Source organism: Streptomyces cavernicola, assembly GCF_029968035.1.
GTDB classification, from domain to species: domain Bacteria; phylum Actinomycetota; class Actinomycetes; order Streptomycetales; family Streptomycetaceae; genus Streptomyces; species Streptomyces cavernicola.
The window spans coordinates 55,810-78,631 of sequence record NZ_JASCIQ010000041.1; the positions used below are offsets into that span (position 1 = coordinate 55,810).

General features: G+C 71.5%; 21 protein-coding genes. 12 read left to right on the top strand and 9 right to left on the bottom strand.

Features of this window, described 5'->3' with window-relative positions; genetic code table 11:
• Positions 1 to 18: 18 nt before the first annotated feature.
• The 4 genes from QIS96_RS30595 (at position 19) to QIS96_RS30610 (ending at position 3,471) form a co-directional block, all read left to right on the top strand.
• Positions 19 to 1,248, top strand: a complete 1,230-nt coding sequence (locus tag QIS96_RS30595; RefSeq protein WP_282546059.1) for a thiolase family protein — start codon at positions 19 to 21, stop codon at positions 1,246 to 1,248.
• Positions 1,245 to 1,916, top strand: a complete 672-nt coding sequence (locus tag QIS96_RS30600; RefSeq protein ID WP_282546060.1) for a 3-oxoacid CoA-transferase subunit A — start codon at positions 1,245 to 1,247, stop codon at positions 1,914 to 1,916. Before QIS96_RS30595 ends, QIS96_RS30600 begins: the two co-directional genes overlap by 4 nt.
• Positions 1,913 to 2,587 carry a 3-oxoacid CoA-transferase subunit B gene (locus QIS96_RS30605; protein WP_282546061.1) on the top strand — a complete coding sequence of 225 codons (675 nt, stop codon included), beginning with the start codon at positions 1,913 to 1,915 and terminating at the stop codon, positions 2,585 to 2,587. The genes QIS96_RS30600 and QIS96_RS30605 overlap by 4 nt, the downstream gene beginning before the upstream one ends.
• A 206-nt stretch (positions 2,588 to 2,793) precedes the next feature.
• Positions 2,794 to 3,471, top strand: coding sequence for a DUF4190 domain-containing protein (locus QIS96_RS30610; RefSeq protein WP_282546062.1), 678 nt, complete (start codon positions 2,794 to 2,796; stop codon positions 3,469 to 3,471).
• A 247-nt stretch (positions 3,472 to 3,718) separates the two neighbouring features.
• Here QIS96_RS30610 and QIS96_RS30615 read toward each other — a convergent pair whose 3' ends face one another.
• The 5 genes from QIS96_RS30615 to gcvPA are packed head-to-tail and all read right to left on the bottom strand — an operon-like array spanning position 3,719 to position 9,387.
• Positions 3,719 to 4,360, bottom strand: a complete 642-nt coding sequence (locus tag QIS96_RS30615) for a GntR family transcriptional regulator (RefSeq protein ID WP_282546063.1) — start codon at positions 4,358 to 4,360, stop codon at positions 3,719 to 3,721.
• 58 nt (positions 4,361 to 4,418) lie between these two features.
• Complete coding sequence (locus tag QIS96_RS30620) at positions 4,419 to 5,165, bottom strand: SDR family NAD(P)-dependent oxidoreductase (RefSeq protein WP_282546064.1); 747 nt, start codon at positions 5,163 to 5,165, stop codon at positions 4,419 to 4,421.
• A 48-nt stretch (positions 5,166 to 5,213) separates the two neighbouring features.
• Positions 5,214 to 6,401, bottom strand: a complete 1,188-nt coding sequence (locus tag QIS96_RS30625) for an ATP-NAD kinase family protein (RefSeq protein ID WP_282546065.1) — start codon at positions 6,399 to 6,401, stop codon at positions 5,214 to 5,216.
• Complete coding sequence (gene gcvPB / locus QIS96_RS30630; protein ID WP_282546066.1) at positions 6,398 to 8,011, bottom strand: aminomethyl-transferring glycine dehydrogenase subunit GcvPB; 1,614 nt, start codon at positions 8,009 to 8,011, stop codon at positions 6,398 to 6,400. Before gcvPB ends, QIS96_RS30625 begins: the two co-directional genes overlap by 4 nt.
• Positions 8,008 to 9,387, bottom strand: a complete 1,380-nt coding sequence (gcvPA, locus tag QIS96_RS30635; RefSeq protein WP_282546067.1) for an aminomethyl-transferring glycine dehydrogenase subunit GcvPA — start codon at positions 9,385 to 9,387, stop codon at positions 8,008 to 8,010. The genes gcvPB and gcvPA overlap by 4 nt, the downstream gene beginning before the upstream one ends.
• A gap of 178 nt (positions 9,388 to 9,565) precedes the next feature.
• Here gcvPA and QIS96_RS30640 point away from each other — a divergent pair, with 178 nt between their 5' ends.
• The 8 genes from QIS96_RS30640 to QIS96_RS30675 all read left to right on the top strand — a co-directional run bounded on the left by QIS96_RS30640 (position 9,566) and on the right by QIS96_RS30675 (position 19,359).
• Positions 9,566 to 10,903 carry an ABC transporter substrate-binding protein gene (locus QIS96_RS30640; RefSeq protein WP_282546068.1) on the top strand — a complete coding sequence of 446 codons (1,338 nt, stop codon included), beginning with the start codon at positions 9,566 to 9,568 and terminating at the stop codon, positions 10,901 to 10,903.
• A gap of 2 nt (positions 10,904 to 10,905) precedes the next feature.
• Positions 10,906 to 11,868, top strand: coding sequence for a carbohydrate ABC transporter permease (locus QIS96_RS30645; protein ID WP_282546069.1), 963 nt, complete (start codon positions 10,906 to 10,908; stop codon positions 11,866 to 11,868).
• Positions 11,865 to 12,692: a carbohydrate ABC transporter permease gene (locus tag QIS96_RS30650; RefSeq protein ID WP_282546070.1), complete on the top strand. Its 828-nt coding sequence runs from the start codon at positions 11,865 to 11,867 to the stop codon at positions 12,690 to 12,692. Before QIS96_RS30645 ends, QIS96_RS30650 begins: the two co-directional genes overlap by 4 nt.
• Positions 12,689 to 14,755, top strand: a complete 2,067-nt coding sequence (locus QIS96_RS30655) for a beta-galactosidase (RefSeq protein WP_282546071.1) — start codon at positions 12,689 to 12,691, stop codon at positions 14,753 to 14,755. Before QIS96_RS30650 ends, QIS96_RS30655 begins: the two co-directional genes overlap by 4 nt.
• The gene (locus QIS96_RS30660) at positions 14,752 to 16,956 is read left to right on the top strand and encodes an MGH1-like glycoside hydrolase domain-containing protein (RefSeq protein WP_282546072.1); all 2,205 of its coding nucleotides are present in this window, start codon (positions 14,752 to 14,754) and stop codon (positions 16,954 to 16,956) included. Before QIS96_RS30655 ends, QIS96_RS30660 begins: the two co-directional genes overlap by 4 nt.
• Before the next feature lie 201 nt (positions 16,957 to 17,157).
• The gene (locus tag QIS96_RS30665) at positions 17,158 to 18,459 is read left to right on the top strand and encodes a PepSY-associated TM helix domain-containing protein (protein WP_282546073.1); all 1,302 of its coding nucleotides are present in this window, start codon (positions 17,158 to 17,160) and stop codon (positions 18,457 to 18,459) included.
• Positions 18,456 to 18,872 (top strand): hypothetical protein, encoded by a 417-nt coding sequence (locus QIS96_RS30670; protein ID WP_282546074.1) that lies wholly within the window; start codon positions 18,456 to 18,458, stop codon positions 18,870 to 18,872. The genes QIS96_RS30665 and QIS96_RS30670 overlap by 4 nt, the downstream gene beginning before the upstream one ends.
• A complete protein-coding gene (locus QIS96_RS30675; protein ID WP_282546075.1) occupies positions 18,865 to 19,359 on the top strand; it encodes a hypothetical protein in 495 nt (164 codons plus the stop codon). The genes QIS96_RS30670 and QIS96_RS30675 overlap by 8 nt, the downstream gene beginning before the upstream one ends.
• 46 nt (positions 19,360 to 19,405) lie before the next feature.
• On the opposite strand, the gene QIS96_RS30680 is transcribed toward QIS96_RS30675, so the two are convergent.
• From QIS96_RS30680 to QIS96_RS30695, 4 genes are all read right to left on the bottom strand, one after another.
• On the bottom strand, positions 19,406 to 20,833 hold the full coding sequence (locus tag QIS96_RS30680) for a diacylglycerol/lipid kinase family protein (RefSeq protein ID WP_282546076.1): 1,428 nt from the start codon (positions 20,831 to 20,833) through the stop codon (positions 19,406 to 19,408).
• 167 nt (positions 20,834 to 21,000) lie between these two features.
• Positions 21,001 to 21,435 (bottom strand): VOC family protein, encoded by a 435-nt coding sequence (locus QIS96_RS30685; protein WP_282546077.1) that lies wholly within the window; start codon positions 21,433 to 21,435, stop codon positions 21,001 to 21,003.
• A gap of 140 nt (positions 21,436 to 21,575) precedes the next feature.
• Complete coding sequence (locus QIS96_RS30690; protein ID WP_282546078.1) at positions 21,576 to 21,962, bottom strand: PhlB family protein; 387 nt, start codon at positions 21,960 to 21,962, stop codon at positions 21,576 to 21,578.
• Between the two features lie 31 nt (positions 21,963 to 21,993).
• Positions 21,994 to 22,822, bottom strand: an 829-nt coding sequence (locus QIS96_RS30695) for an electron transfer flavoprotein subunit alpha/FixB family protein (RefSeq protein ID WP_282546079.1), incomplete at its 5' end; no start/stop codon positions are given.

Consider the following 22,822-nt stretch of genomic DNA (forward strand, 5'->3'; position numbering starts at 1 on the left):
CGCTCTAGCGTGAGGGGCATGACCGACAGTTACGTGTACGCAGCGGCAAGGACGCCCTTCGGCCGGTTCTCCGGTGCTCTCGCCGGGGTCAGGCCGGACGACCTCGCGGCGCTCGCCGTGAACGGCGTCCTGGCCAAGACGCCCGGCCTCGACCCGGCCGAGATCGGCGACGTCGTCTGGGGCAACGCCAACGGCGCGGGCGAGGACAACCGCAACGTCGGCCGCATGGCCGTACTGCTCGCCGGGCTGCCCACGTCGGTGCCCGCCACGACCGTGAACCGGCTGTGCGGGTCCTCCCTGGACGCGGCGATGATCGCCTCCCGCACCATCGAGTGTGGCGACGCGGACATCGTGCTCACCGGTGGCGTCGAGTCGATGAGCCGCGCCCCGTGGGTGCTGCCCAAGCCCGAACGGGCCTATCCCGCAGGGGACTTGACGGCCGTCTCCACCACGCTCGGCTGGCGTCTGGTCAACGAGCGGATGCCGAAGGAGTGGACGGTCTCCCTGGGCGAGGCCAACGAGCAGCTCGCCGAGCGGTACTCCGTCCCGCGGGAGCGGCAGGACGAGTTCGCCGTACGGTCCCACCGACTGGCCGACGCCGCCTGGACGGACGGGTTCTACGACGACCTGGTCGTGCCGGTGACGGTGGACCGCAAGGGCCGCCCGGTGAGCGACGGCGAGGGCTCCACGGTCAGCCGGGACGAGGGCATCAGGGCGGGTTCCACGGTCGAGAAGCTGGCCTCGCTCAAGCCGTCGTTCCGGCCCGACGGTGCGATCACCGCGGGCAACGCCTCGCCGCTGAGCGACGGGGCCTCGGCGGTGCTCCTCGGCTCGGCGGCCGCCGGTGCGCGGATCGGCGTGGATCCGCTGGCGCGGGTGGCGGGGCGCGGGGTGTTCGCGCTCGACCCGCAGCTGTTCGGCTTCGCGCCGGTGGAGGCGGCGGAGCGGGCGCTGCGGAGTGCGGGCATCGGCTGGTCCGACGTCGGCGCGGTCGAGCTGAACGAGGCGTTCGCGGTGCAGTCCCTGGCCTGCGTGGACGCCTGGAAAGTCGACCCGGCGCTCGTCAACGCGAAGGGCGGCGCCATCGCCCTCGGCCATCCGCTCGGCGCGTCCGGCGGCCGGCTTCTGGGCACCCTGGCCCACCGCCTGCAGGAGTCCGGTGAGCGGTGGGGCCTCGCCGCGATCTGCATCGGCGTGGGCCAGGCGCTCGCCGTGGTCCTGGAGAACGTGACGGGAGCGAGTCGATGAGTGCGCGACTCTGCGAGCACGCCGACGAGGCGGTGGCCGGGATCGAGGACGGCTCGACCGTGCTCGTCGGCGGCTTCGGGATGGCGGGCATGCCGGTCGAGTTGATCGACGCGCTGATCCGTCAGGGCGCGAAGGACCTGACCGTCGTCTCCAACAACGCGGGCAACGGCGACACCGGCCTAGCGGCGCTCCTCGCGAAGGGCCGGGTCCGCAAGGTCGTCTGCTCCTTCCCCCGGCAGTCCGACTCGTACGTCTTCGACGAGCTGTACCGGTCCGGGAAGATCGAGTTGGAGGTCGTGCCGCAGGGCAACCTCGCCGAGCGGATGCGGGCGGCGGGAGCGGGCATCGGCGCGTTCTACTGCCCCACCGGGGTCGGGACGCTGCTCGCCGAGGGCAAGGAGACCCGTGTCATCGACGGGCGTACGTACGTGTTGGAGTACCCGATCAAGGGCGATGTCGCGCTGATCGGCGCGCACCGGGCGGACCGCACGGGCAACCTCGTCTACCGCAAGACGGCCCGCAACTTCGGGCCCGTCATGGCCACCGCAGCGACCACCGTGATCGCGCAGGTGCGGGAGGTCGTGGAGACCGGCGTCCTCGACCCGGAGACCGTGGTGACACCGAGCATTTTCGTCGACCGTGTGGTGCAGGAGGCGGATCGCACATGAACCGGAACAGTCAACTCACCTGCGGTCAGGGCCCGTTGGACAAGCACGCCATCGCCGCGCTCATCGCGCGCGACATCCCCCGGGGCGCGTACGTGAACCTGGGCATCGGCCAGCCGACCCTCGTCGCCGACCATCTGCCCGCCGACTCGGGCGTGGTCCTGCACACCGAGAACGGCATGCTCAACATGGGCCCCGCGGCCGAGGAGGGGCAGGTCGACCCGGACCTCACCAACGCGGGCAAGGTGCCGGTCACCGAGCTGCCGGGCGCCGCCTACTTCCACCACGCCGACTCGTTCGCCATGATGCGCGGCGGGCACCTGGACATCTGCGTCCTGGGCGCTTTCCAGGTCTCCGCGGCCGGCGACCTCGCCAACTGGCACACGGGCGCGCCCGATGCCATTCCGGCTGTCGGCGGTGCCATGGATCTGGCGATCGGGGCGAAGAAGGTCTTCGTGATGATGACCCTGTTCGCCAAGGACGGGACACCCAAGCTGGTGCCCGAGTGCGGCTACCCGCTGACCGGCCTGGCCTGCGTCGACCGCGTCTACACCGACCTGGCCGTCTTCGACGTCACGGCACAGGGCCTCACGGTCCGGGAGACCTTCGGCACCACGGTCGAGGAACTCGCCGGGCGTCTGGACCTGCCGCTGCGGCGGCCGGCTACGGCTTGATCTCTCCTGGGTACGTTCGTTTCGCGCCGGGGCGTTTCGCGGGGTGATCCCTGCGGGCGTCCCGGCTTCGTCGTACGCACCATCGGGTGGCCTGGCCGGAAAATTTCCCCTGGTATCCCAAACGCGGAGCTTTGCGTATAGGTTGTCGTCCTCCTGAAGTTGAGCAGCGTTCAACTTCGACCCGACCCTCTACGCAGGAGCCCGAGTTGAGCTACGGATACCCCCAACCCCCCGCACCCGCGCCCGCCGCCCCGCAGGGAGGCAACGGGCTCGCGGTCGCCGGTCTCGTCCTCGGCATCATCGGGCTCGTCGTCAGCCTCATCCCCGTCCTGAACGTCGTCGTCTGGCCGTTGGCGATACTCGCCGTGATCTTCGGCGGCGTCGGCCTGGCCAGATCGAGCAAGGTCGGCAAGGGCAAGGGCGCGGCCATCACGGGTCTGGTCACCGGCATCCTCTCCGTGATCATGTTCTTCGTCATCAACGCCGCGTTCGTCGGCGCCGTCGACGAGGCCGCCAAGAACATCGACAAGGACATCCAGCGCGAGCAGCAGAGCCAGGAGGCCGACAACCGGCGCGCCGCCGACAAGGACGTCGAGATCACCTCCTGCGCCGTCAAGGACACCGAGTTCGGCGGCCAGGAGCTCGACGTGTCCCTCAAGGTCACCAACAACGGGGACGACCGCGCCTCCTACTTCATCGAGGGCGAGGTCACCGACCAGGACGGCAACCAGGTCACCACCATCAACTCCGTGGTCAGCGACCTCAACCACGGGTCGTCGAAGAAGGAGAACAGCGTCGCCCTCGCCTTCGGCGACGACCTGAAGGGCGTCACCAAGACCACCTGCAAGATCCTCGACGTCGACCGCAACGCGGTCCTGCAGTAGCCACGCCCCATAGCCGTACGGGCACGTCCGACAGCCCGTACGACAGCGCGTCCGGCGGCCCCGCCCCACGAGCGAACGCAGCACACGCTCGCGGTCGGGGCCGTCGGCTCCCTAGGGGGTGTCTCCCCCTAGTTCAGCAGGACAGCCTCCCCCGCCTGACGCGGGATGGGATACCGTCCGGCCCGGTCCGCCGGTCGACGCCTGACACCCGTGAGAGCGGGCTGCGCCGGCGCCCCCTTCCGGCACTTCAGTCCTTGAGGTGTTCCAGGATCCGGTGCATCCCGCTGTTCCAGTTCTCCTCCAGCGCCGCCACCGCCCCCTCCAGGTCGTCGTGGAGCAGGCGCTCGGCGATGCGCTCGTGCTCCACGGCGGAGCGCTCCAGGATGTCGTGGTCGCCGAGGGCCACCCGTTCGTAGCGGTGCATCGTCACCTTCAGGGAGGTGATCAGCTTCATCAGGCGCTGGTTGGTGCAGCCCGACAGGAGCAGGTCGTGCCAGGCGTCGTCGTATCGCTCTATGACGTCGTGCGGCGCCTGCGGCGCGGAGAAGGCGCGGGCCTCCTCCAGGAGTCGAGGGGCGGTCGCCCGCAGTTGCCCGGGGTCGCTGGACCGGAGAGCCAGGGCTTCGAGTGTCGCGACGATCGCGGTCAGGTCGCGGAACTCCTCGGCGCTGAGCGCGGTGAACCGGAAGCCCTTGCCGCGCTCGCTGGTGATGACGCCCTCGCGCTCAAGGGTGATCAGGGCCTCGCGCAACGGCGTGCGGCTGACGCCGAGTTCGGTGGCGAGCTGGCCCTCGTTGATCGGCTCGTCGGTCGCGATGGTGCCGCGCCCCAGGCGCTTCAGCAGTTCCTCCTTGACCTGTTCGCGCAGCGGGCGGTTTTCGATTGGCATGTCAGGCGGCCCTCCCCTTTTGGTCCGGTCGATTATGCGTCGCCCGTCCCCCGTCTCGTCACGCGGTGCCCGCGCCGTCCACGGGGATGATCGCCCCGCTCACGAACGCGGCGGCGTCGGACGCGAGGAACGCCACGGTCTGCGCGATGTCCCTGGGCTGCCCGATGCGGCCGAGGGGGCGGTCGGCGGCGTCGGCGTAGAACGCGTCGGCGCTCTCGCCGAGTTGGCGGGCCTCTTCCGCAAGCATGCCGGTGGCGGTGTCGCCGGGGCAGACGCAGTTGACGCGGATGTTGTCGGGGCCGTGGTCGATGGCCATCGCGCGGGTCATGTTGACGACGGCGCCCTTCGACGCACAGTACGAAACGGCGCGGGCCCCGCCCGAAATCCCCCAGCCCGAACCTGTGTTGACGATCGAGCCGCCGCCCCGCGCCGCCATGCCGGGTATCACGAGGCGGCTCATCAGCATGATGGAGCGGATGTTGACGGCCATCACCAGGTCCCAGTCGTCGTCGGTGATCTCACAGACGGTGGAGCGGCGGATGACGCCCGCGTTGTTGAACAGCACGTCGACGCCGCCGAAGCGGTCCTGCGCGGTCGCGGCCACGGCCTCGCAGTCCGCGCGCCGGGAGACGTCGCAGCGGACGAAGACGCCGCCGGTGTCCTTGGCGGTCTGCTCGCCGCCCTCGGCGTCGATGTCGGCGATCACCACGCGGGCGCCGAGTTCGGCGAGTACCTGGGCCGTCGCGCGGCCGATGCCGGTGGCCGCGCCGGTGACGATGGCACGCTTGCCGTCGAGCGAGATCATGAGGACTCCTTCGCGGTACGGGAATTGAGGGATCGGGCGGCCGGGCCGTCAGCGCGTCACGCGGTACAGGGACGTGCTCCGGCGGCCGGTGACGACGGGGACGTGCCCGGCCAGTTCGGCGTCGAGCGTCTCGTCGCCGGTGTCGAGCAGCAGCGGGCGGCCGCCGAGTGCGGCCAGCTTCGCTTCCGTGCAGAGGACGAGCAGCCGCTCGCGTCCGCCGCAGGCGCGCAGCACGCGCGGGGAGATCTGCTGGTTGCCGCGGCCGAGGAGAAAACCCTGGCCGCCGATGGGCGAGACGGCGATCCAGGCCGGGCCCGCCCCGAGCAGCGCTTCCTCGCTCGCGTCGGCGAGGAGCACACGGGCGGGCTTGCCGGGGCTCAGGGCCAGTACGTCCACGCCGGTGAGCGAGGTCTCCGCGCCGAGTTCGGCCGCGACGGCGCGGGTGGTGGTGCCGGGCCCGAGGAACAGCAGGCCGTCGCCGACCCGCTCGGCGACCTCCGCCGCGATCCCGCCGAAGGCCTCCGGCACCGGGGCCGTGCTCCCGGTCTTGCGCTGCTGAACCCGTACGGGAACATCGGGCACGGGCAGCCATCCGTAAAGGCGTGACGCCACCCTCCCGTCCCGTACGCCGTCGTCGTCCCGGTCCATCACCTCGGCGTCCCGCAGCCGTACGCCGCCGTCGCGCCGCAGCCATGCGGCGGCTGCCTCGCCCGCGGCGCGGGCGCTGACCGCGAAGACCGCGGAGTGCATCTTGACGCCGGTCGGGACGCCCAGGACGGGGCAGGGCGGGCGGCCGCCAAAGGCTTCGAGGGCGGCGAGCACGTCGCGGGCGGTGCCGTCGCCGCCGGCGAACAGGAGCAGGTCGACGCCCTCGGCGGCGATCGCCCGCACCGCGGCGACGGTGTCGGCGGCCGAGGTTCCGCCCTCGGCGGGCAAGGCCCCGGCACCGTACACGATACGGGCGTCGAGGTCCGCCGAGGCTGCCGCTTCGGCGCCCATCTCCCCCGCAGCGGTGAGGAGTCGAGGGGCGGACGTCCCGGCGTGCCTCGTCGGGGCGGCTGCCGCGAGCCGCGCGCGTACCTCCCGCAGCGCGAGCGCCGCCCGCACCCCCGCCAACGGCTCCGCCCCCAACTCCCGGGCACGCTGCAGGACTTGGGGCCCGTCAGTGCCGCCGAGCCCGACCCGGCCGCCGAGGCCTGCGACCGGGTTGACGACGAGGCCGATGCGCGAACTCACCGGAGGCCCTCGCCGAGGATCTTGCGGCGGTACGCGCGCCACGACACGGCCCAAGTGGCCGGATCCTCAAGGGACTCGGGGCGCGCCCGGTGAACGGTCGAGCGGTGCGGAGCCGTGCGGACGGTCTCCGGGGACTCGTAGGCCTCGCGGGCGACCTCCGTGAGGATCGCCGCGTACTCGTCGAGGTCGGCGCGCGTGTACGACTCGGTCGGCTCCAGAGTCATCGGCTCGGGGACGACGTACGGGTGGTGGCTCGTCCAGTAGTGAGTGCCGAAGTCGGCCGCGCGCAGGCCGAGTTCCTCGGAGTGCACGCCGGTGTCCTCGTACAGCTGCTGCCAGCTGTAGCGGACCTGTTCGACGCGCGGGCGGCCCTCGGCGTACGGGACGGAGACGCCGGGGATCTGCCGGACCTTGTGGAGCAGGTAATTGTTGTTGAGGACGGCGGTCTCGGCCGCCGCGCGCAGGCCCTCCGCGCCGAGCGACATGATCCAGGCGTACGCGCGGACGAGGTTCGGCACGACGCCGAGGAAGGGCCGCATCTTGCCGACGGACTCGGGCCGGTCGTCGTCGATGCGGTACGTCGTGCCGTCGAACTCGACCGTGGGGCGCGGGAGATAGGGCGCGAGCTCGGCCGTGACCGCGCACGCGCCCGCGGCCGGGCCGCCGCAGGCGTGCGGGGTGGAGAACGTCTTGTGCAGGTTGAAGTGGCACAGGTCGAAGCCCGCGTCCCTGGCGCGGGTGATGCCGAGGATGCCGTTGGCGTTGGCCTGGTCGTAGGAGCAGAGGCCGCCCGCCTCGTGCACGATGCGGACGAACTCCTCGATGCGCGGGTTGTAGATGCCCGTGTCCTCGGGGTTGGTGATGAGGAGGGCGGCGGTGCGCGGGCCGACCGCGGCCTTCAGGGCCTCGATGTCGGGGTAGCCGTCCGCGTCCGGGTGGAGCGTGATGACCTTGAAGCCGGCGGTCTTGGCGCAGGCCGCGTTGGACGGGTGCGAGAAGATCGTCGTGATGACCTCGTCGCGCTGGTCGAGTTCGCCGCGCGCCTCGAAGTACGCCCTGATCATCGCGACGTTGGCGTAGATCGCGGCGGAGCCCGCGCCCGGCTGGAGGGAGACCCGGTCCATTCCGGAGATCTCCTTCAGGAGCTGTTCCAGGGCGTGGACGATGCCGAGGACGCCCTGCACGGTGTCCTCGTCCTGCAGCGGGTGGAGGGCGGCGATGCGCGGGTCGCGGACGAACTGGTCGTTGACCTTCGGGCTGTACTTCATGGTGCAAGTGCCCTGGCCCACATCGATGTTGAGGTCGGCACCCAGGTTCTCCTGGGACAGGCGCAGGTAGTGGCGGAGGACCTGCTGCTGCGCCATCTCCGGGAGTGCGGGCGGCTCGGCGCGCCGCAGGGCCGCCGGGATCTCGGGCGGGGTGAGCGACGGGTCGGGGCGCGGCACGAGCACGCCGCGCTCGCCCGGCGAGCCGAGGTCGAAGATCAGGTCCTCGTCCCAGGAGGCCTGGTGAAAGCGGCGCAGCCGCGGCTTGGGCGCGATCCGCGCGTCCTCGGCCGAAACGGTGGACACCGGCGACGACGCGGTCGACTGCTCGTGGTGGGCGGTCACTTGATGATCTCCTCCAGGGTCGTGGCGAGCAGGTCGATGTCGGCCTTGGTGTGCACCTCGGTCACGCAGTACGCGGCCTGCTGATCGCCGAGCGGCACCCCGCCGAAGATGCCGTGCTGCCTGAGGTCGGCGCGGATCTCGGCGGCGGTGCGGCCGCCGGTGTAGCGGACGGTGAAGTCGGCGAAGTGCAGGGAGTCGCCGAACGGCACCTGGACTCCCGGGACTTGGGCGAGGCGCTGTCGTGCGTACGCGGTGTGGGTGAGGATCGTGTCGCCGATCTCGCGCATGCCGTGCGGGCCCATCAGGGCGAGGTAGACGCCCGCGCCGATGCCGTGCAGGGCGGCGGCGGTGCCCACCCACTCCTTGCCGTCCTCGCGCAGCGCGAAGGAGGTCCGTTCCCAGGCGACGTCGCCGAAGCCGTACTCGCCGTCGACGGTCGTCGGCGCGAGCCCGAAGAGCCGGGACGGGTACTCGGCGACCAGGTGCTCCTCGTCCCGGGTTGCGATGAACCCGGCGTTGCCGCCGCCGTAGCTCTGGTGGACGCCGAGGGTCTGGATGTCGCCGCAGGCGATGTCCGCGCCGAACGCGGACGGCGGTGCGAGGACGCCGAGGGCGAGCGGGTTGCAGCCGACGACGTACAACGCCCCTGCGCCGTGGGCGAGTTCGGCGAGCTGCGGCAGGGCGGCGTCGACGATGCCGAGCGCCGACGGCATGTCCGCGAAGACCGCCGCCACATCGCCCTTGGCCAGCTCTGCGGCCACCGCGTCCAGGTCGGCGCAGCCGGTGCGCGGGTCGACGGGCACCACCACGACGTCGTGGTCGGGCCGGACGTAGTCGCGGACGCGGGAGAGCTTGTCCGGGTCGACGGCGGTGGCGAGGAGCAGCCGGCGGCGACCGGTGATGCGCCCGGCCATGCGCAGGGCGGTGCCCGCGGCCTGGAAGCCGTCGTACACCGGGACGTTGACCACCTCCACGTCGAGCAGCTCGGCCATCATCGACTGGTACTCCCACAGGGCCTGGAAGCGGCCGTGGTCCTCGTAGGGCTCGCCCGCGTAGGCGGTGAGGAACTCGCTGCGGTTGACCACCTCGTCCACGACGGCGGGGACGTGGTGCTGGTAGCAGCCCTGCCCGAGGAAGCTCAGGGCCTGCCGGGTCGAGGTGTTGCGGGCGAGCAACTGCTCCATGTGCCGGGCGAGTTCGGCTTCCGAACGCATGGGGGCGGGCAGGTCGAGGGGGCGGTGCAGCCGGACGGAGTCCGGGATGTCGGCGTAGAACTCCTCGACGCTCGCCGCGCCGATCTCGTCGAGCATCGCCTGCCGTACGGCCGGGGCGGAGTTCGGGAGGTAGGGGTGAACAGCGTTCTCTGCGGACGTCATGCCGTGCCTTTCGGTCGGGCGAGGAGAGCGGGGAGAAGGGCGAGAGGGGCCGGGCCTGTTGGACACCCTGTGAAGTCGGCCTGGCCTCAAAAGTCTTTCTGTGTACGCCTCTTGACGATGAGTCCGTCATTCAGTGTTCTGAATACAGCATTAGGCATTCGGGCTCCAGGAGGCAAGAGTGTCAACCACACCTACCCGGCGGGCCGTTCTGGCCACGGGACTCACGGCCGGCGCGAGCGCCGTACTCGGCGGCTGCGCCATGGGAGGCACGGGCGGCGGACCGGCCCGTGACCTCGGCGACGAGGAGGAGGGCAAAGGCGCGAAGCTCAAGGGCAAGATCACCGTCTGGTCCTGGGACGTCGCCGCCAAGGCGATGAAGCGCCTCGCCGGCGACTTCGAGAAGAGACATCCGGGCACCGCCGTCGAGATCGTCGACATCGGCTACGACAACGCCTACGACAAGATCACCGTGGGGCTGCGCGGCGGCACGGGCCTCGCCGACGTCCTCACCGTCGAGGGCAGCTATCTGCCGAACTACATCGGCAACTTCCCCGACGGCTTCTACGACCTGACGGATCTCGGCGGCCGCCACGGCGGCGACTTCGACCGGGCGGCATGGAAGACGGTCACCGACCCGGGCGGCAAGGTGTACGCCCTGCCCTGGGACATCGGCCCGTGCGCGCTCTACTACCGCACCGACCACTTCCGCGCCGCGGGCGTCGACCCCAAGTCCCTTGTGACCTGGGACGACTACGTGAAAGCCGGGATCCGCATCAGGAAGGCGACCGGCCGCAAGCTGCTGATCCTGGACTCGACGGACACCGGGATCCTGCCACTGCTTCTCCAGCAGCAGGGCCAGTCGTACTTCAAGGGCGGCCGCGTCGCCGTCGACACCCCCGAGGCCGTGGAGGCCCTGTCGCTGATGAAGCGGCTGCGCGACGAGGGTCTGGTCGCGTACGAGAAGGGCTGGGACGGGCTGGTCACCGGAACGAAGGAGGGCAAGGTCTCGACGACGCCGACGGCGGCCTGGTGGAGCGGCACCCTCACCGCCGAAATGCCGGAGTTGAAGGGCAAGTTCGGGGTGGTCCCGCTGCCGGGCTTCACCGCCGACGGCACCCGCACCTCCAACCTCGGCGGCTCCACCCTGTGCATTCCGGCGCAGAGCAAGAACCCGCGCCTGGCCTGGGCGTTCCTGGAGTTCCTGCTGACCGGCAAGGCCAACCAGGTGTCCATGCTGAAGCGCGAGGGCCTCTTCCCCGCGTATCTGCCGGCGCTCGACGACCCGTATCTGAGCGGGAAGCAGGAGTACTTCGGCGGGCAGCGCACCCTGGACGTGTTCGCGCGGCTAGCCCGCTCCATCCCGCCGGTCGAGTACAACAAGGACGACGCGAAGGCCACCGACATCATGACGTCCGCCGTGACCGGGGTGATGCTGCGCGGCAAGGACCCGAAGGAGGCGCTGGGCTCGGCCGCCGAGCAGCTGGCACGGGCGACCGGCCGCAAGAGGACGGGATAGCGATGGCCGCCCCGGTCCCCTCCCCCGTCAGCGCGTCGGCCCCCGCCGCCGTCGAGCGGTCGCCCGACCCCGTACGGACGCCGCCCCGGAAGCCGCCGCGGCGACGACGGGCGCGCCGGGCCGCGTGGATCTTCGCCGGTCCGGCGGCCGTCCTGTTCACGATGTTCTTCGCCTATCCGCTGGGGGCGAGCCTGGCGCAGAGCTTCACCGCCGAGGACGCTGGCGTCTCGCGCTGGGTCGGCTTCGCCCAGTACCGGCGGATGGTCGACGACCCGGCGTTCCTGGAGTCGCTCGCCAACACCGGCCTCATCCTCGTCGTGCAGGTCCCGGTGATGATCGGGCTCGCCCTCGTCCTCGCGGTGCTGCTCAACCAGTCGTGGCTGCGCTTCCGCGGCACCTGGCGGGCGATCTACTTCCTGCCCGCGGTGACGACGCTCGTCGCGTACGCCGTGGTGTTCCAGGTGCTGCTCAAGACGGACGGCGGGCTCGTCAACCAGATCGTCGGGGTGTTCGGGGCGGGCCCGGTCGACTGGCTCAACGACCCGACCTGGGCCCGTATCTCCCTCATCGCCTCGCTGACCTGGCGCTGGACCGGCTACAACGCGGTGATCCTGCTCGCCGGGCTGCAGTCGATCGGCAAGGAGCAGTACGAGGCCGCCGCCATCGACGGGGCGGGGACGTTCACGACGTACGCCCGGGTGGTGCTTCCGCAGCTGCGGCCCGTGATCCTCTTCTGCGTCATCACCTCGACCATCGGCACGCTGCAGCTCTTCGACGAGAACTGGGTCCTGACGCGTGGCGGACCCGACGACGCGACCCTCACCCCGGTCGTCTACCTCTACAAAGTCGGCTTCCAGCAGCTGGACTTCGGCTATGCGGCGGCCATCGCCTGGGTCGTCGTCCTCCTGATCGCCGCGATCTCCGCCGTCCAGTACCTGGCCTTCGGAAGGGAGCGCCGCCGGTGACCGCCCTGGGTCCTCTCCTCCGTCTCCTGCTGCGTCTGCTGCTCGTGCTCGGCGCGGTGGTCAGCCTCGTGCCGTTCCTGTGGATGGCGATCGCGGCCACCCACTCGACGGCGGAGCTGTTCCGGTCGCCGCCGCCGTTCCTGCCCGGTGGGGCGCTGCTCGACAATCTGCTGCGGCTGCAGGAGACCATCGGCTTCGGCCGGGTGATCCTGAACAGCGTCGGGATCGCCGTCGTGCACACCGTGGTCAGCTCGGCGGTCTCCGCGATGTGCGGGTTCGGGCTCGCCAAGTACCGGTTCCGGGGCCGTGGGCTGCTGCTCGGCGTGGTGCTCGCGACGATGATGATCCCGTTCCAGGTGCTGCTCGTGCCGCTGTTCCAGATGATGGCGAGCGTCGGCTGGATCGACTCGTACCAGGCGGTGATCCTGCCGTTCCTGGCGAACTCCTTCGGCATCCTGCTGATGCGGCAGAGCTTCGTCGACTTCCCCGACGAGCTCCTGGAGTCGGCCCGCGTGGACGGCTCAGGGGATCTGCGCACCTTCTACCAGGTCGTACTCCCTTGTGTGCGGCCGCAGTTGGGCGCTCTGGTGATCTTCACGTTCATGAGTCAGTGGAACAGCTTCATCTGGCCGCTTCTGATGTTGAACAGCGAGGAGAAGTACACCGTGCCCGTGGCCCTGAACACCCTCACCGGTCTGTCCCGTGTCGACCACTCCGGCCTGATGCTGGGCTCGCTGCTCGCGACGCTGCCGCTGATGGCGCTCTTCCTGCTGTTCCAGCGGCAGTTCGTGGCCGGCCTGCTCGGCGGGGCGGTGAAGGGGTGAGCGCCGAGGGGGCGAGCCGCCTCACCCGTGTCGAAGGGTTGTTGTACGGCGGGGACTACAACCCCGAGCAGTGGCCGCCGGAGGTGTGGGCCGAGGACGCGAAGCTCATGCGGGAGGCCGGGGTCACGATGGCGACGGTCGGCGTGTTCTCCTGGGCGCGACTCCAACCCGGCCCCGACACCTGGGAGTTCGGCTGGCTCGACGAGCTCCTGGACCTGCTGCACGCGCACGGGATCGCCGTCGACCTGGCCACCGCGACCGCGTCCCCACCGGCCTGGCTGGTCCGCGCCCACCCGGAGATCCTCCCGGTCACGGCGGACGGCGTACGCCTGGAGTTCGGCTCGCGCCAGCACTACTGCCCGTCCTCGCCGGAGTACCGCAACGCCGCCCAGCGCCTCACCCGCGCCCTGGCCGAGCGCTATCGGGACCACCCGGCGCTCGCCCTGTGGCACATCCACAACGAGTACGGGGACCACGTCACGGAGTGCTTCTGCGCGCGCTCCGCCGAGCACTTCAGGGCCTGGCTGACCGAGCGCTACGGCACTGTCGACGCCCTCAACCACGCCTGGGGCACGGCCTTCTGGTCCCAGCGCTACGGCTCGTACGCCGAGGTCGAGCCGCCGCGCACCGCGCCGGGCCCGGTCAACCCGACCCAGCTCCTCGACTGGCGGCGCTTCTGCTCGGACGCGCTCCTCGCACTGCACCGCGCGGAGCGCGAGATCCTCACGGAGGTGAGCCCGGGAGTCCCCGCCACGACCAACTTCATGTCGATGTTCAAGGCCCTGGACTACTGGAAGTGGGCCGAGCACGAGGAGTTCGTCTCCGACGACGCCTACCCCGACCCGGCCGATCCGCGCGCCCACGTCAACGCGTCCCTCAACTACGACCTGATGCGCTCCCTCAAAGGCGGCCGGCCCTGGCTCCTCATGGAGCAGGCCCCCTCGGCGGTCAGCTGGCGGCCCGTCAACGTCCCCAAACCCCCTGGCCTGCAACGGCTTTGGTCGCTGCAGGCCTTGGCCCGTGGCGCGGACGGCGTCCTCTACTTCCAGTGGCGGGCGTCCCGCGCGGGCGCGGAGAAGTACCACAGCGCACTGCTCCCCCATCGCGGCACCGAGTCGCGCGGCTGGCGCGAGACCGTCCGCTTCGGCGCGGAACTCGCCCGCCTCGGCGAGATCGCGGGCACCCGCATCGGCTCCGAGGTCGCGATCGTCCTGGACTGGGACTCCTGGTGGGCCCTTGAGGCCGACGACCACCCCTCGGCCCGGATGCGCTGGCGCGACCTGCTGCGCCCCTGGTACGCGGCGCTGCACGCGCGGGGCGTCCCGATCACGTTCGTCCCCCCGTACGCCCAACTCGCCGCCTACCGGGCCGTGTTGGCCCCCAATTTGCATCTGCTGCGCCCGGAGCACGCGGAGCGGATCGCCGCGTATGTGCGCGGGGGCGGGCAGTTGGTGTGCGGGCCGTTCAGCGGGGTCGTCGACGGGTACGACCACATCCACGACGGGGGCGCGCCGGGGCCGTTGCGGGAGGTCCTCGGGGTGTCCGTCGACGAGTTCTGGCCGGTTCCGGACGGGGCGACGGTGCCGCTCGCGTCCGGTGCGGAGGCCTCGCTGTGGGCCGAGTGGCTGGTGGCCGAGGGCGCGGAATCGGTCGACTCGTACGCCTCGGGCCCGCTCGCCGGGCGGCCCGCCGTCACGCGGCACGCGTACGGCACCGGGGCCGCCTGGTACGTGAGCTGCCATCTCGCCGAGGGCATCGGAGGCGTACTCGACCGGGCCCTGACGGAGGCGGGCGTCGCCCCGCTGCTCGATGTCCCCGAAGGCGTGGAGGTGACCCTCCGCACCGGTCCGCAGGGCCGCTACCTCTTCCTCCTCAACCACGACGACCGCCCCGCGCTCATCCCGCTCACCGGGCCGTACGCCGCGGGCGGCACCGACCTGCTCACCGGCGAGGCCGCCCACAGCTCCGTACGGCTCGCCCCGCTCGGCGCGGCCGTCGTCCGGCTCGCCCCCGCCCCCGTCCCCGTCCCTGAAACCGACTTCCCCGGAGAGATCGCCCCGTGAAGAGACATCGCCAACTCCCCGCCGCTCTGGCCCTGTTGCTCGCCGCGGGCGCGCTCGCCGCGCCCGGTCCCGTGGCCGCCGCGGACCGCCCCGCGCCCAACCGCCCCGCGCCTGCCTCCCCGTACGCCGACGTCCTCGACCTGCGCGGCACGCCGGAGGCGGCGCTGCCCGGCGACGAGGACGGCAACAACGCCGTCAGCGTCTTCGCCGACCGCGGGGCCTGGCACGCGTACGCCCTGCCGGAGCCCGGCGACCGGTCCGCGTACGGCGGCTTCACCGGGCCGTTGTACATCGCGCAGGAGTACCCGTGGTGGCTGAGCAAGTCCTTCAGCCGCATGGGCCTCACCGAGGACGGGCGTCGCCTCGCCCTCGACACGGGCGGCACCCCGCACACCACGTCGCTCCCCGGCCTGCTGCGCCAGTCGTACGACCTGGGCGAAGGCCTCACCCTCACCCTGGAGCTGCGCTTCGCCACCGACCGCAGCGCGCTGGTCCGCGCCGAGGTGCGCAACGACGGCACCGCCGCCCGTACGCTCACCGCCGACTGGACGGGCAGCCTCCTCCGCCCCGCCGAGCAGCCGATGCGCGACGCGCCCTCCCTGACCGCCACCGGCAGCGGTGTGGGCGTCGACTTCGGAGAGGTCCGGGAGACCTGGGACTACCTCACGGACGGCACCGAACGCTTCGAGGTCACCCACGGGTCGCCGGTGCGCACCACCGTCGACGGCGACGCGTACCGCACCGAGGCGGCCGAACCGGTGCGCCTCGCGCCCGGCGGCTCGCACCGCTTCGACTGGACCGAGTCGTACACGTTCACCGACGCCGAGCGCACCCGCGAGGCCGCACGGGTGCGCGCCGTCCTCGCCGCCCCCGCGTCCGTGGTCGCGGAGAACGACGAGCGCTGGCGCGGCTATGTCTCCGGCGTGACCCGCGACGTGCCGGCCGACCGGCGGCGTACGGCGGTGAAGTCCCTGCAGACGCTCGTGACCAACTGGCGCAGCGCGGCCGGGCGGATCGAGCACGACGGCATCACTCCGTCGATCTCGTACAAGTGGTTCGCGGGCGGGGTCTGGTCCTGGGACACCTGGAAGCAGGCCGTCGGCACCGCGCGCTTCGACCCGGCGCTCGCGCAGTCGCAGATCCGCTCCATGTTCGACTGGCAGATCCGGCCCGACTCCGGGACCCGCCCGCAGGACGCCGGGATGATCCCCGACGTCATCTTCTACAACGACCCCGAGCGCGGCGGCGGCAACTGGAACGAGCGCAACTCCAAGCCCCCGCTTGCCGCTTGGGCCGTGTGGGAGGTGTACCGCGCGTCCGGCGACCGGGCGTTCCTGCGCGAGCTGTACCCGAAGCTCGCCGCCTACCAGGCGTGGTGGTACCGCAACCGCGACCACGACGGGAACGGCCTCGCCGAGTACGGCGCCACCGTCGACGCCGCCAACGACTCCGCCGAGGAGCGCCGCCTCGCCGCGGCCTGGGAGAGCGGCATGGACAACGCGCCGCGCTTCGACGCCGAGCTCGGCAGCTCCGTCGTCGCCAACCGGGACGCCGACGGCACTCTCCTCGGCTGGTCCCTGAACCAGGAGTCGGTCGACCTGAACGCGTATCTCGCCGCGGATCAGGGCTACTTGGCGCGGATCGCGAAGGCCCTCGGCCGGGACGAGGACGCCCGCCGCTGGGAGGAGCGGTCGACGGCCACGCACACCCGCGTACGGGAGGAGATGTACGACGAGGACAGCGGATGGTTCCACGATGCGGCGCTCGGCACCGGGAAGCTGCTCACGGAGCGGGGGCGCGGCATCGAGGGCGCGATCCCGCTGTGGACCGGGACGGCGTCCGCCGAGCAGGCCCGTGCGGTGCGCCAACGCCTCACGGATCAGGGGGAGTTCGCGACGGCGGTGCCGTTCCCGACGGTCTCCAAGTCGTCCCCGTACTTCTCCCCTACGAAGTACTGGCGCGGCCCGGTCTGGTTCGACCAGGCCCACTTCGCCCTGAGCGGTCTGCGCCGCTACGGCTACGGCAAGGACGCCGACACCCTGACGACCCGTCTCCTCACCAACGCCTCGGGCCTGACGGACGACGCCCCGATCATGGAGAACTACAACCCGCTCACCGGGGCCCCGCTCAACTCCCCCAACTTCAGCTGGTCGGCGGCGCTGCTGCTTCCGGTGCTTTCCGGGGACGGCGGCCAGGAGTAGGCAGATATTCAGCCTCTACATCTGTGCATGGGCGGATTCCCTGGTTAGTCTGGCCGAACTTCAGCGCCCCACAAGGGCGTTGGAGTTCGCGTGCTGTGCGCGGCTCGGCGCCGTAAACCGGCTTACCTGGTCGCGCCTTCCGGCACCCCTCCCCCTCCTCCCTCCCAAGCCACTGCCCGTGACGGCTTCGTGCGTCTTTCCGTGAGCGAAAGGCAATGGATGATGACTCCTGAGCGGAATACCCGCCGGTCGAAACGGCCGGGGCCGGTCCGGCGCTGCCTCACCGCCCTCCATCGCTGGTCGACGCTCTTCTTCGGTGTCGTCCTCCTCGCCGTCACGACCTGCGGCGTTCCCCTCCTGTACGGGGCCGAGATCTTCCGCGCCACGAACGCGGACCTCTACCGGCCCACGCATTCCGCGCACCCGCTGTCCGCCGGGGAAGCGCTGGAGAAAGTACGGGAGGCGCACCCCGACTTCGTCGCCGGGAACGTCGTGCCCGACGAGGGTATTTATCTCGTCACCGACCCGGACCTCAACAAGCTCTACGCCGTCGATCCGGGAACCGGCGACATCACCGGGTCCGGGCATTACTACGGCGGATTCCAGGGCTTCGTGGAGAACCTGCACGCCTTCGGCCTGTCCAATCCGGCCTACCCCGGCTACATTCCCGCCCTCGGCAAGCCCCTTCCCTCCCTGGGCATCGACGAGTTGGAAGGCATGACGTACGGTTCCGCCGTCGTCGGCCTTTCCGGGATATTGCTGCTCTTCCTCGCGGCCTCCGGAATCGTCCTGTGGTGGCCGGGCCTCAAACGGTTCGCGTCGGGATTCACGGTGCGCCGCGGCAAGAGCAGTTATGTCCGCAACCGCGAACTCCACAAGGTCGTGGGCATCGTCGCCGTGCCCTTCCTGCTGATGTGGGCCCTCACCGGCGCGGCCGCCAAATTCCCGTCCGTGCAGAAGGCGTGGCTCGCGGTCACGGCGGGCAACCCGGCGGAGATCAAGTCGCAGAACTGGGACTTCACCAGCCGCCCGGTCAAGGCCGGCACTCCGGACATCGGCGTGGACGAGGCCGCAGCGGCCGCCGTCGCCGCCGTGCCGGGAGAGATCCACAACAACCGGCTGCCCGCCGCGGACGACCCCGCCGCCGGCTACCTCTTCGAGATCTCCCAGCCCGGCAAGGACCCGTACAGCGAGACGATGCTGGCCGGCAACGGCTGGGTCTACGTGGACCGGCACGACGCCGGCCACGTCAAGGTGGTGTGGGACGGCGAGGGCTCCACCGCCTCCAACACGTTCTACGAACAGGCCGTCTACACCAGCCACTTCGGCTGGTACGTGAACGGCTGGTGGCGCACCGTCTGGGCGGTCTTCGGGCTCCTGCCGCTGCTCCTCGCCCTCACCGGCCTCGCCACCTGGACGTCCCGCAGGCGCAAGCAGCGCGCCCGCCGGATGCTCCGGCAGGAACGGCAGCAGGAGAAGAAGGCGGACGAGGTGTCGGCATGAGCATGCCCCTCGCCCTCACCGTCGTGCTCTACGCGTTCGCCCTCGCCCTGTGGTCGGCAGCCCATGCGGTACGCCGGCCACGGAGCGCGGAGGGTACGGAGGGTGCGGGCAGCGCGGGTGGTGCGGAGGGTGCGGGCGGGGTCGATCCGCGGCGGGCGGCCCTGTGGGTGCTGCAGGCCGGGCTCGTCGTCCAGGCCGCGATCGAAGGGGTGAGCCTCGCGACCGGCCGCCGCCCGGACGACCTCGCCACACACCTCTCGTACCTCGTCGCCTCCCTCCTCCTGCTGCCGCTGTTCGCGGTGGTCCTGCGGGACGGGCGGAAGTCGTCGAGCGTGCTCGAGGCCGTCGCCTGCGCCGCGGTCGCAGTGGTGACGCTGCGGCTGCAGGCCACGTCGGGGGGTGCGTATGCCTGAGGTGTCGGCGAGCCCTCGCCCGCGTGCGGGTGGAGGCGGCGTCGACGCCGCCGGGCAGGCGCTGACCGCCGTGTACGCCGTGTTCGCCCTCGCGGCGGTCGGCCGCAGCACGGTCCAACTGGCCACCCGCGCCGCCGAAGCGCCCGTCGCGTACACGCTGTCCGCCTGCGCGGCGGTCATCTACGTGGCCGGGCTCGTCGCCCTCCGCGCCGCCGACCGGAACGGGGACGGGGACGGAAACGGGGACGGTGACGCGGAAGGGAAGGGGCACGGGCGCGTCGCGCGCCGCTGGGCCCTGCGCCTGTGCGCGGTCGAGCTGGCCGGGGTCGTCGGCGTCGGCGCGTACAGCCTGATCGCTCCCCGGCACTTCCCCGAGGCGAGCGTCTGGTCGGAGTTCGGCTCGGGCTACGGCTACTTGCCTCTGGCGCTCCCGCTCTGCGCCGCGCTGTGGCTGCGGCTGCGGCGCAGAGGCGCGCCGACTACCTGAGCGGCCGTGTCCGGCTCATCCTCGGGGAAGAGTTCGGTCGTGCGGTTCACCTGCGCGGCCTTCCCGTCCGGCCCGTCCCGCCTGTCGGGCCTGTCGGGGCGAAGGCCAGGGCGAGGATCCGGGGCCAGTTGACGCGCGGCGGCGGGGCGACGACGCCCGGCCGGTCGCGCGGCACGAGGACGCGCAACGCGCCCGGACGCACCGTGCACACGACCGGCGGGGGCAGCTGCAGGGCCTCGCCGTCCACGGCCACCGGGATCGTCTCGGCGTCGGCGCGCACCTCCACGCGCCGCGCGCTCATGACCCGCAGCCCCGCCGACTGCGAGCCGCGCACCGCGAGGTCGGCGGCCTGGGCGGCGGTCTCCACCCGGATGCCGAGCACCCCGAGCACCCCGTCGTCGAGCCGCGGGCGCCGCCCCGCGCCGCCGAGCACGTCCGGTGAGGTGTACGGGTTGTTGCTGACCAACAGGGCCTGCTGGGCGTCGAGTTCCGTGCCGTCGACGCGGGCCGTGAGTCGTCGTACGCCCTCGCCGAGCAGCAGGTCCGGCATCAGGGCGAGCGCCGTGCCCGCCTTGTCGTCCCGGTACTCGGGGCGCTGCACGACGTCGGCGTACACCCCGAAGGACACCGTGTTGACGAAGGCCCGGCCCACGACGTCCCCCAGGTCCACCCGGATCTCCTCGCCGTCGGTGAGCGCGTCCAGGCAGCGGGACGGGTCGGCGCGGTCCAGGCCGAGGTCCATGGCGAAGTGGTTGCGGGTGCCGGCGGAGATCACCAGGAACGGCAGGCGGTGCTCGGCGGCGACCGCCGCGACCAGGGCCTGCGTGCCGTCGCCGCCCGCGACGCCGAGCAGGTCGGCGCCCTCGGCCACCGCTTCGCGCGCGAGGACGGTGATGTCGGCCGGGGCGTCCGGGTCGAGCAGGATCACCCGCGCCCCGAGCCGCTCGGCCCGCTCGACGAGCTCGAACCGGCCGACCTTCCCGCCGCCGGACCGCGGGTTCATGATGAGCACCGGCCGCTCGGGCCGGGTCGCGGCGACGCTCCGCTGTTCGCGCTGCGGCCGCGACCGTACGAGCGCCACGCGGGCGCATCCCAGCGCGGCGGCCCAGCACAGGCAGAGCACCAGGGCCGTCCGCCAGAGGCCGTGCCGCGCGAACAGCACCACCACTCCGGCAGGTGCGGCGACCGCCACCAGCGCGCCGAAGAGCCGTACGGCCCCGCGGTGCGCCACGAACCACCACACCCCGGCCGCGCACAGCACAAGGCCGAGCAGCCCGGCCCCGATCACTTCGAGTCCGCCCTCGCCCAGGGCCAGGACGAGGACGACCAGCGCGCCGAGCGCCGCGAGCACGGCCAGGCGCGCCAGCCATCGCGCCGCCCGGCTCGGCGCACTGCTCGTACGACCGCTCCGTTGGCCGCTTGCCTTGCCGCTCCGTTTGCCGCTCACCGGGCCCGTCGCATGCGTTCTGCCCATGGGGTCCTCTCCGTGCGGCCCCTTTCCACGAGGCCCGGGGCACCAGCCTGCCGATCTCCCGGCCGACGGGCATCCCCCACGGGGCCGTGCGACTGATGCGTCGGAAGGGCCTGCGCGGCGGTTTTCTGCGGTGCTCAGTGACTGCTCAGTGGCTGCTCAGTGGTTGCTCAGTCGAGGCAGAACTCGTTGCCCTCGATGTCCTGCATCACGATGCACGACTCTTCGTCCTCGTCGGCGAGCAGCGTCTGCACATGCGCCGCACCGAGCGCGATGAGGCGTGCGCATTCGGCCTGCAGTGTGTCGAGGCGCTCCTGGCCCACGAGTCCGGTGCCGACCCGCACGTCGAGGTGCACCCGGTTCTTGACGACCTTGCCTTCGGGAACGCGCTGGAAGAGCAGGCGCGGGCCCACCCCCGAGGGGTCGCTGCACGCGAAGTAGACGGGCTGTTCCTCGGGCGGCAGCGAGCGGTGGTAGTCCGCCCACGTGTCGAAACCGTCCGGGACGGGCGGTACGACGTACCCCAGTACCTCGCACCAGAAGTCGGCGAGGCGCGCGGGTTCCGCGCAGTCGAAGGTGACTTGGAAGTGCTTGATCGAGGACATCCGCGCACCATAACAGGGCGCCCTGTTGCTCAACTCCCGGAAGATTCAGCCATGTTGACCGCAGGCGCCGTCCAGCTCGGCGACGAGCAACGTCGGCCCAACTCGCCTGTCACACGGGCGAGTTGGGCCGACTTCCTGGTTCACCACCGCTCTTCTCTGACCACCGGGTCCACGCGGAACAGCGGCATGCCGTTCGGTGCGGTGCCGACGGCGGTCACGCACGCGCCGTACGCGGTGAGGCCGATCGGCGCGTTCTCCACCTCGCAGCGCACCCGGACCCCGTTGTCCAGCTCCACCACCATGTCCGTCCGGAGCCCATGACCCTTCCTCCCGACCTGGATGACGCCGCAGATCTTCCCGGTCGCCGGGCCGCGCTGCCACGGGAGGTCCGTGGAGGCACAGACGGGGCAGAGCAGACAGGTCCGGAAGACCACGGTGGAGCACCAGGTGCAGCGTTGGAACCGCAGCTCCTCCAACGGAGGCGACGGATCAACTTCCCTGGCTTTCAGGCCAGTTGAGAGGCGCATGGCGGTGCCGCCCTTTCTGGATTCGCGAACCTCAGCCCTTGCGGGTGTTGACCTCTTCGGTGAGCTGCGGGACGACCTCGAAGAGGTCACCGACCACGCCGTAGTCGACCAGGTCGAAGATCGGGGCCTCGGCGTCCTTGTTGATCGCCACGATCGTCTTCGAGGTCTGCATACCGGCGCGGTGCTGGATCGCACCGGAGATGCCGGACGCGATGTACAGCTGCGGCGAGACCGACTTACCGGTCTGGCCGACCTGGTTCGAGTGCGGGTACCAGCCGGCGTCCACCGCGGCACGCGAGGCGCCGACGGCCGCACCGAGCGAGTCGGCGAGGGCCTCGATGATCGCGAAGTTCTCCGCACCGTTGATGCCACGGCCGCCCGAGACCACGATCGCGGCCTCCGTCAGCTCCGGACGACCGGTCGACTCACGCGGCGTACGCGCAGTCACCTTCGTACCGGTGGCGGCGTCCGAGAAGGACACGGCCAGAGCCTCGACCGCACCCGCGGCCGGAGCAGGCTCCACCGCAGCGCTGTTCGGCTTGACCGTGATCACCGGAGTGCCCTGCGTGATACGGGACTTGGTGGTGAAGGACGCGGCGAACGCGGACTGCGTCGCGACCGGGCCATCCTCCCCCGCCTCCAGGTCGACGGCATCCGTGATGATGCCGGACTTGATACGGACCGCCAGACGCGCCGCGATCTCCTTGCCCTCCGCGGACGAGGGGACCAGCACAGCGGCGGGCTGCACGGCCTCGTAAGCCGCCTGCAGCGCGTCCACCTTCGGGACCACCAGATAGTCCGCGAACTCCGGCGCGTCCGCGGTCAGTACGCGCGTCGCACCGTGCTCGGCGAGCGCGGCA

What these genes read in the sequence shown, in the direction of transcription:
- QIS96_RS30595 (WP_282546059.1), top strand. Translation starts at nt 19, where the DNA reads ATGACCGACAGTTACGTGTACGCAGCGGCAAGGACGCCCTTCGGCCGG.
- QIS96_RS30600 (WP_282546060.1), top strand. Translation starts at nt 1,245, where the DNA reads ATGAGTGCGCGACTCTGCGAGCACGCCGACGAGGCGGTGGCCGGGATC.
- QIS96_RS30605 (WP_282546061.1), top strand. Translation starts at nt 1,913, where the DNA reads ATGAACCGGAACAGTCAACTCACCTGCGGTCAGGGCCCGTTGGACAAG.
- QIS96_RS30615 (WP_282546063.1), bottom strand. Translation starts at nt 4,360, where the DNA reads ATGCCAATCGAAAACCGCCCGCTGCGCGAACAGGTCAAGGAGGAACTG.
- QIS96_RS30620 (WP_282546064.1), bottom strand. Translation starts at nt 5,165, where the DNA reads ATGATCTCGCTCGACGGCAAGCGTGCCATCGTCACCGGCGCGGCCACC.
- gcvPA (WP_282546067.1), bottom strand. Translation starts at nt 9,387, where the DNA reads ATGACGTCCGCAGAGAACGCTGTTCACCCCTACCTCCCGAACTCCGCC.
- QIS96_RS30645 (WP_282546069.1), top strand. Translation starts at nt 10,906, where the DNA reads ATGGCCGCCCCGGTCCCCTCCCCCGTCAGCGCGTCGGCCCCCGCCGCC.
- QIS96_RS30670 (WP_282546074.1), top strand. Translation starts at nt 18,456, where the DNA reads ATGAGCATGCCCCTCGCCCTCACCGTCGTGCTCTACGCGTTCGCCCTC.
- QIS96_RS30675 (WP_282546075.1), top strand. Translation starts at nt 18,865, where the DNA reads ATGCCTGAGGTGTCGGCGAGCCCTCGCCCGCGTGCGGGTGGAGGCGGC.
- QIS96_RS30680 (WP_282546076.1), bottom strand. Translation starts at nt 20,833, where the DNA reads ATGGGCAGAACGCATGCGACGGGCCCGGTGAGCGGCAAACGGAGCGGC.
- QIS96_RS30685 (WP_282546077.1), bottom strand. Translation starts at nt 21,435, where the DNA reads ATGTCCTCGATCAAGCACTTCCAAGTCACCTTCGACTGCGCGGAACCC.
- QIS96_RS30690 (WP_282546078.1), bottom strand. Translation starts at nt 21,962, where the DNA reads ATGCGCCTCTCAACTGGCCTGAAAGCCAGGGAAGTTGATCCGTCGCCT.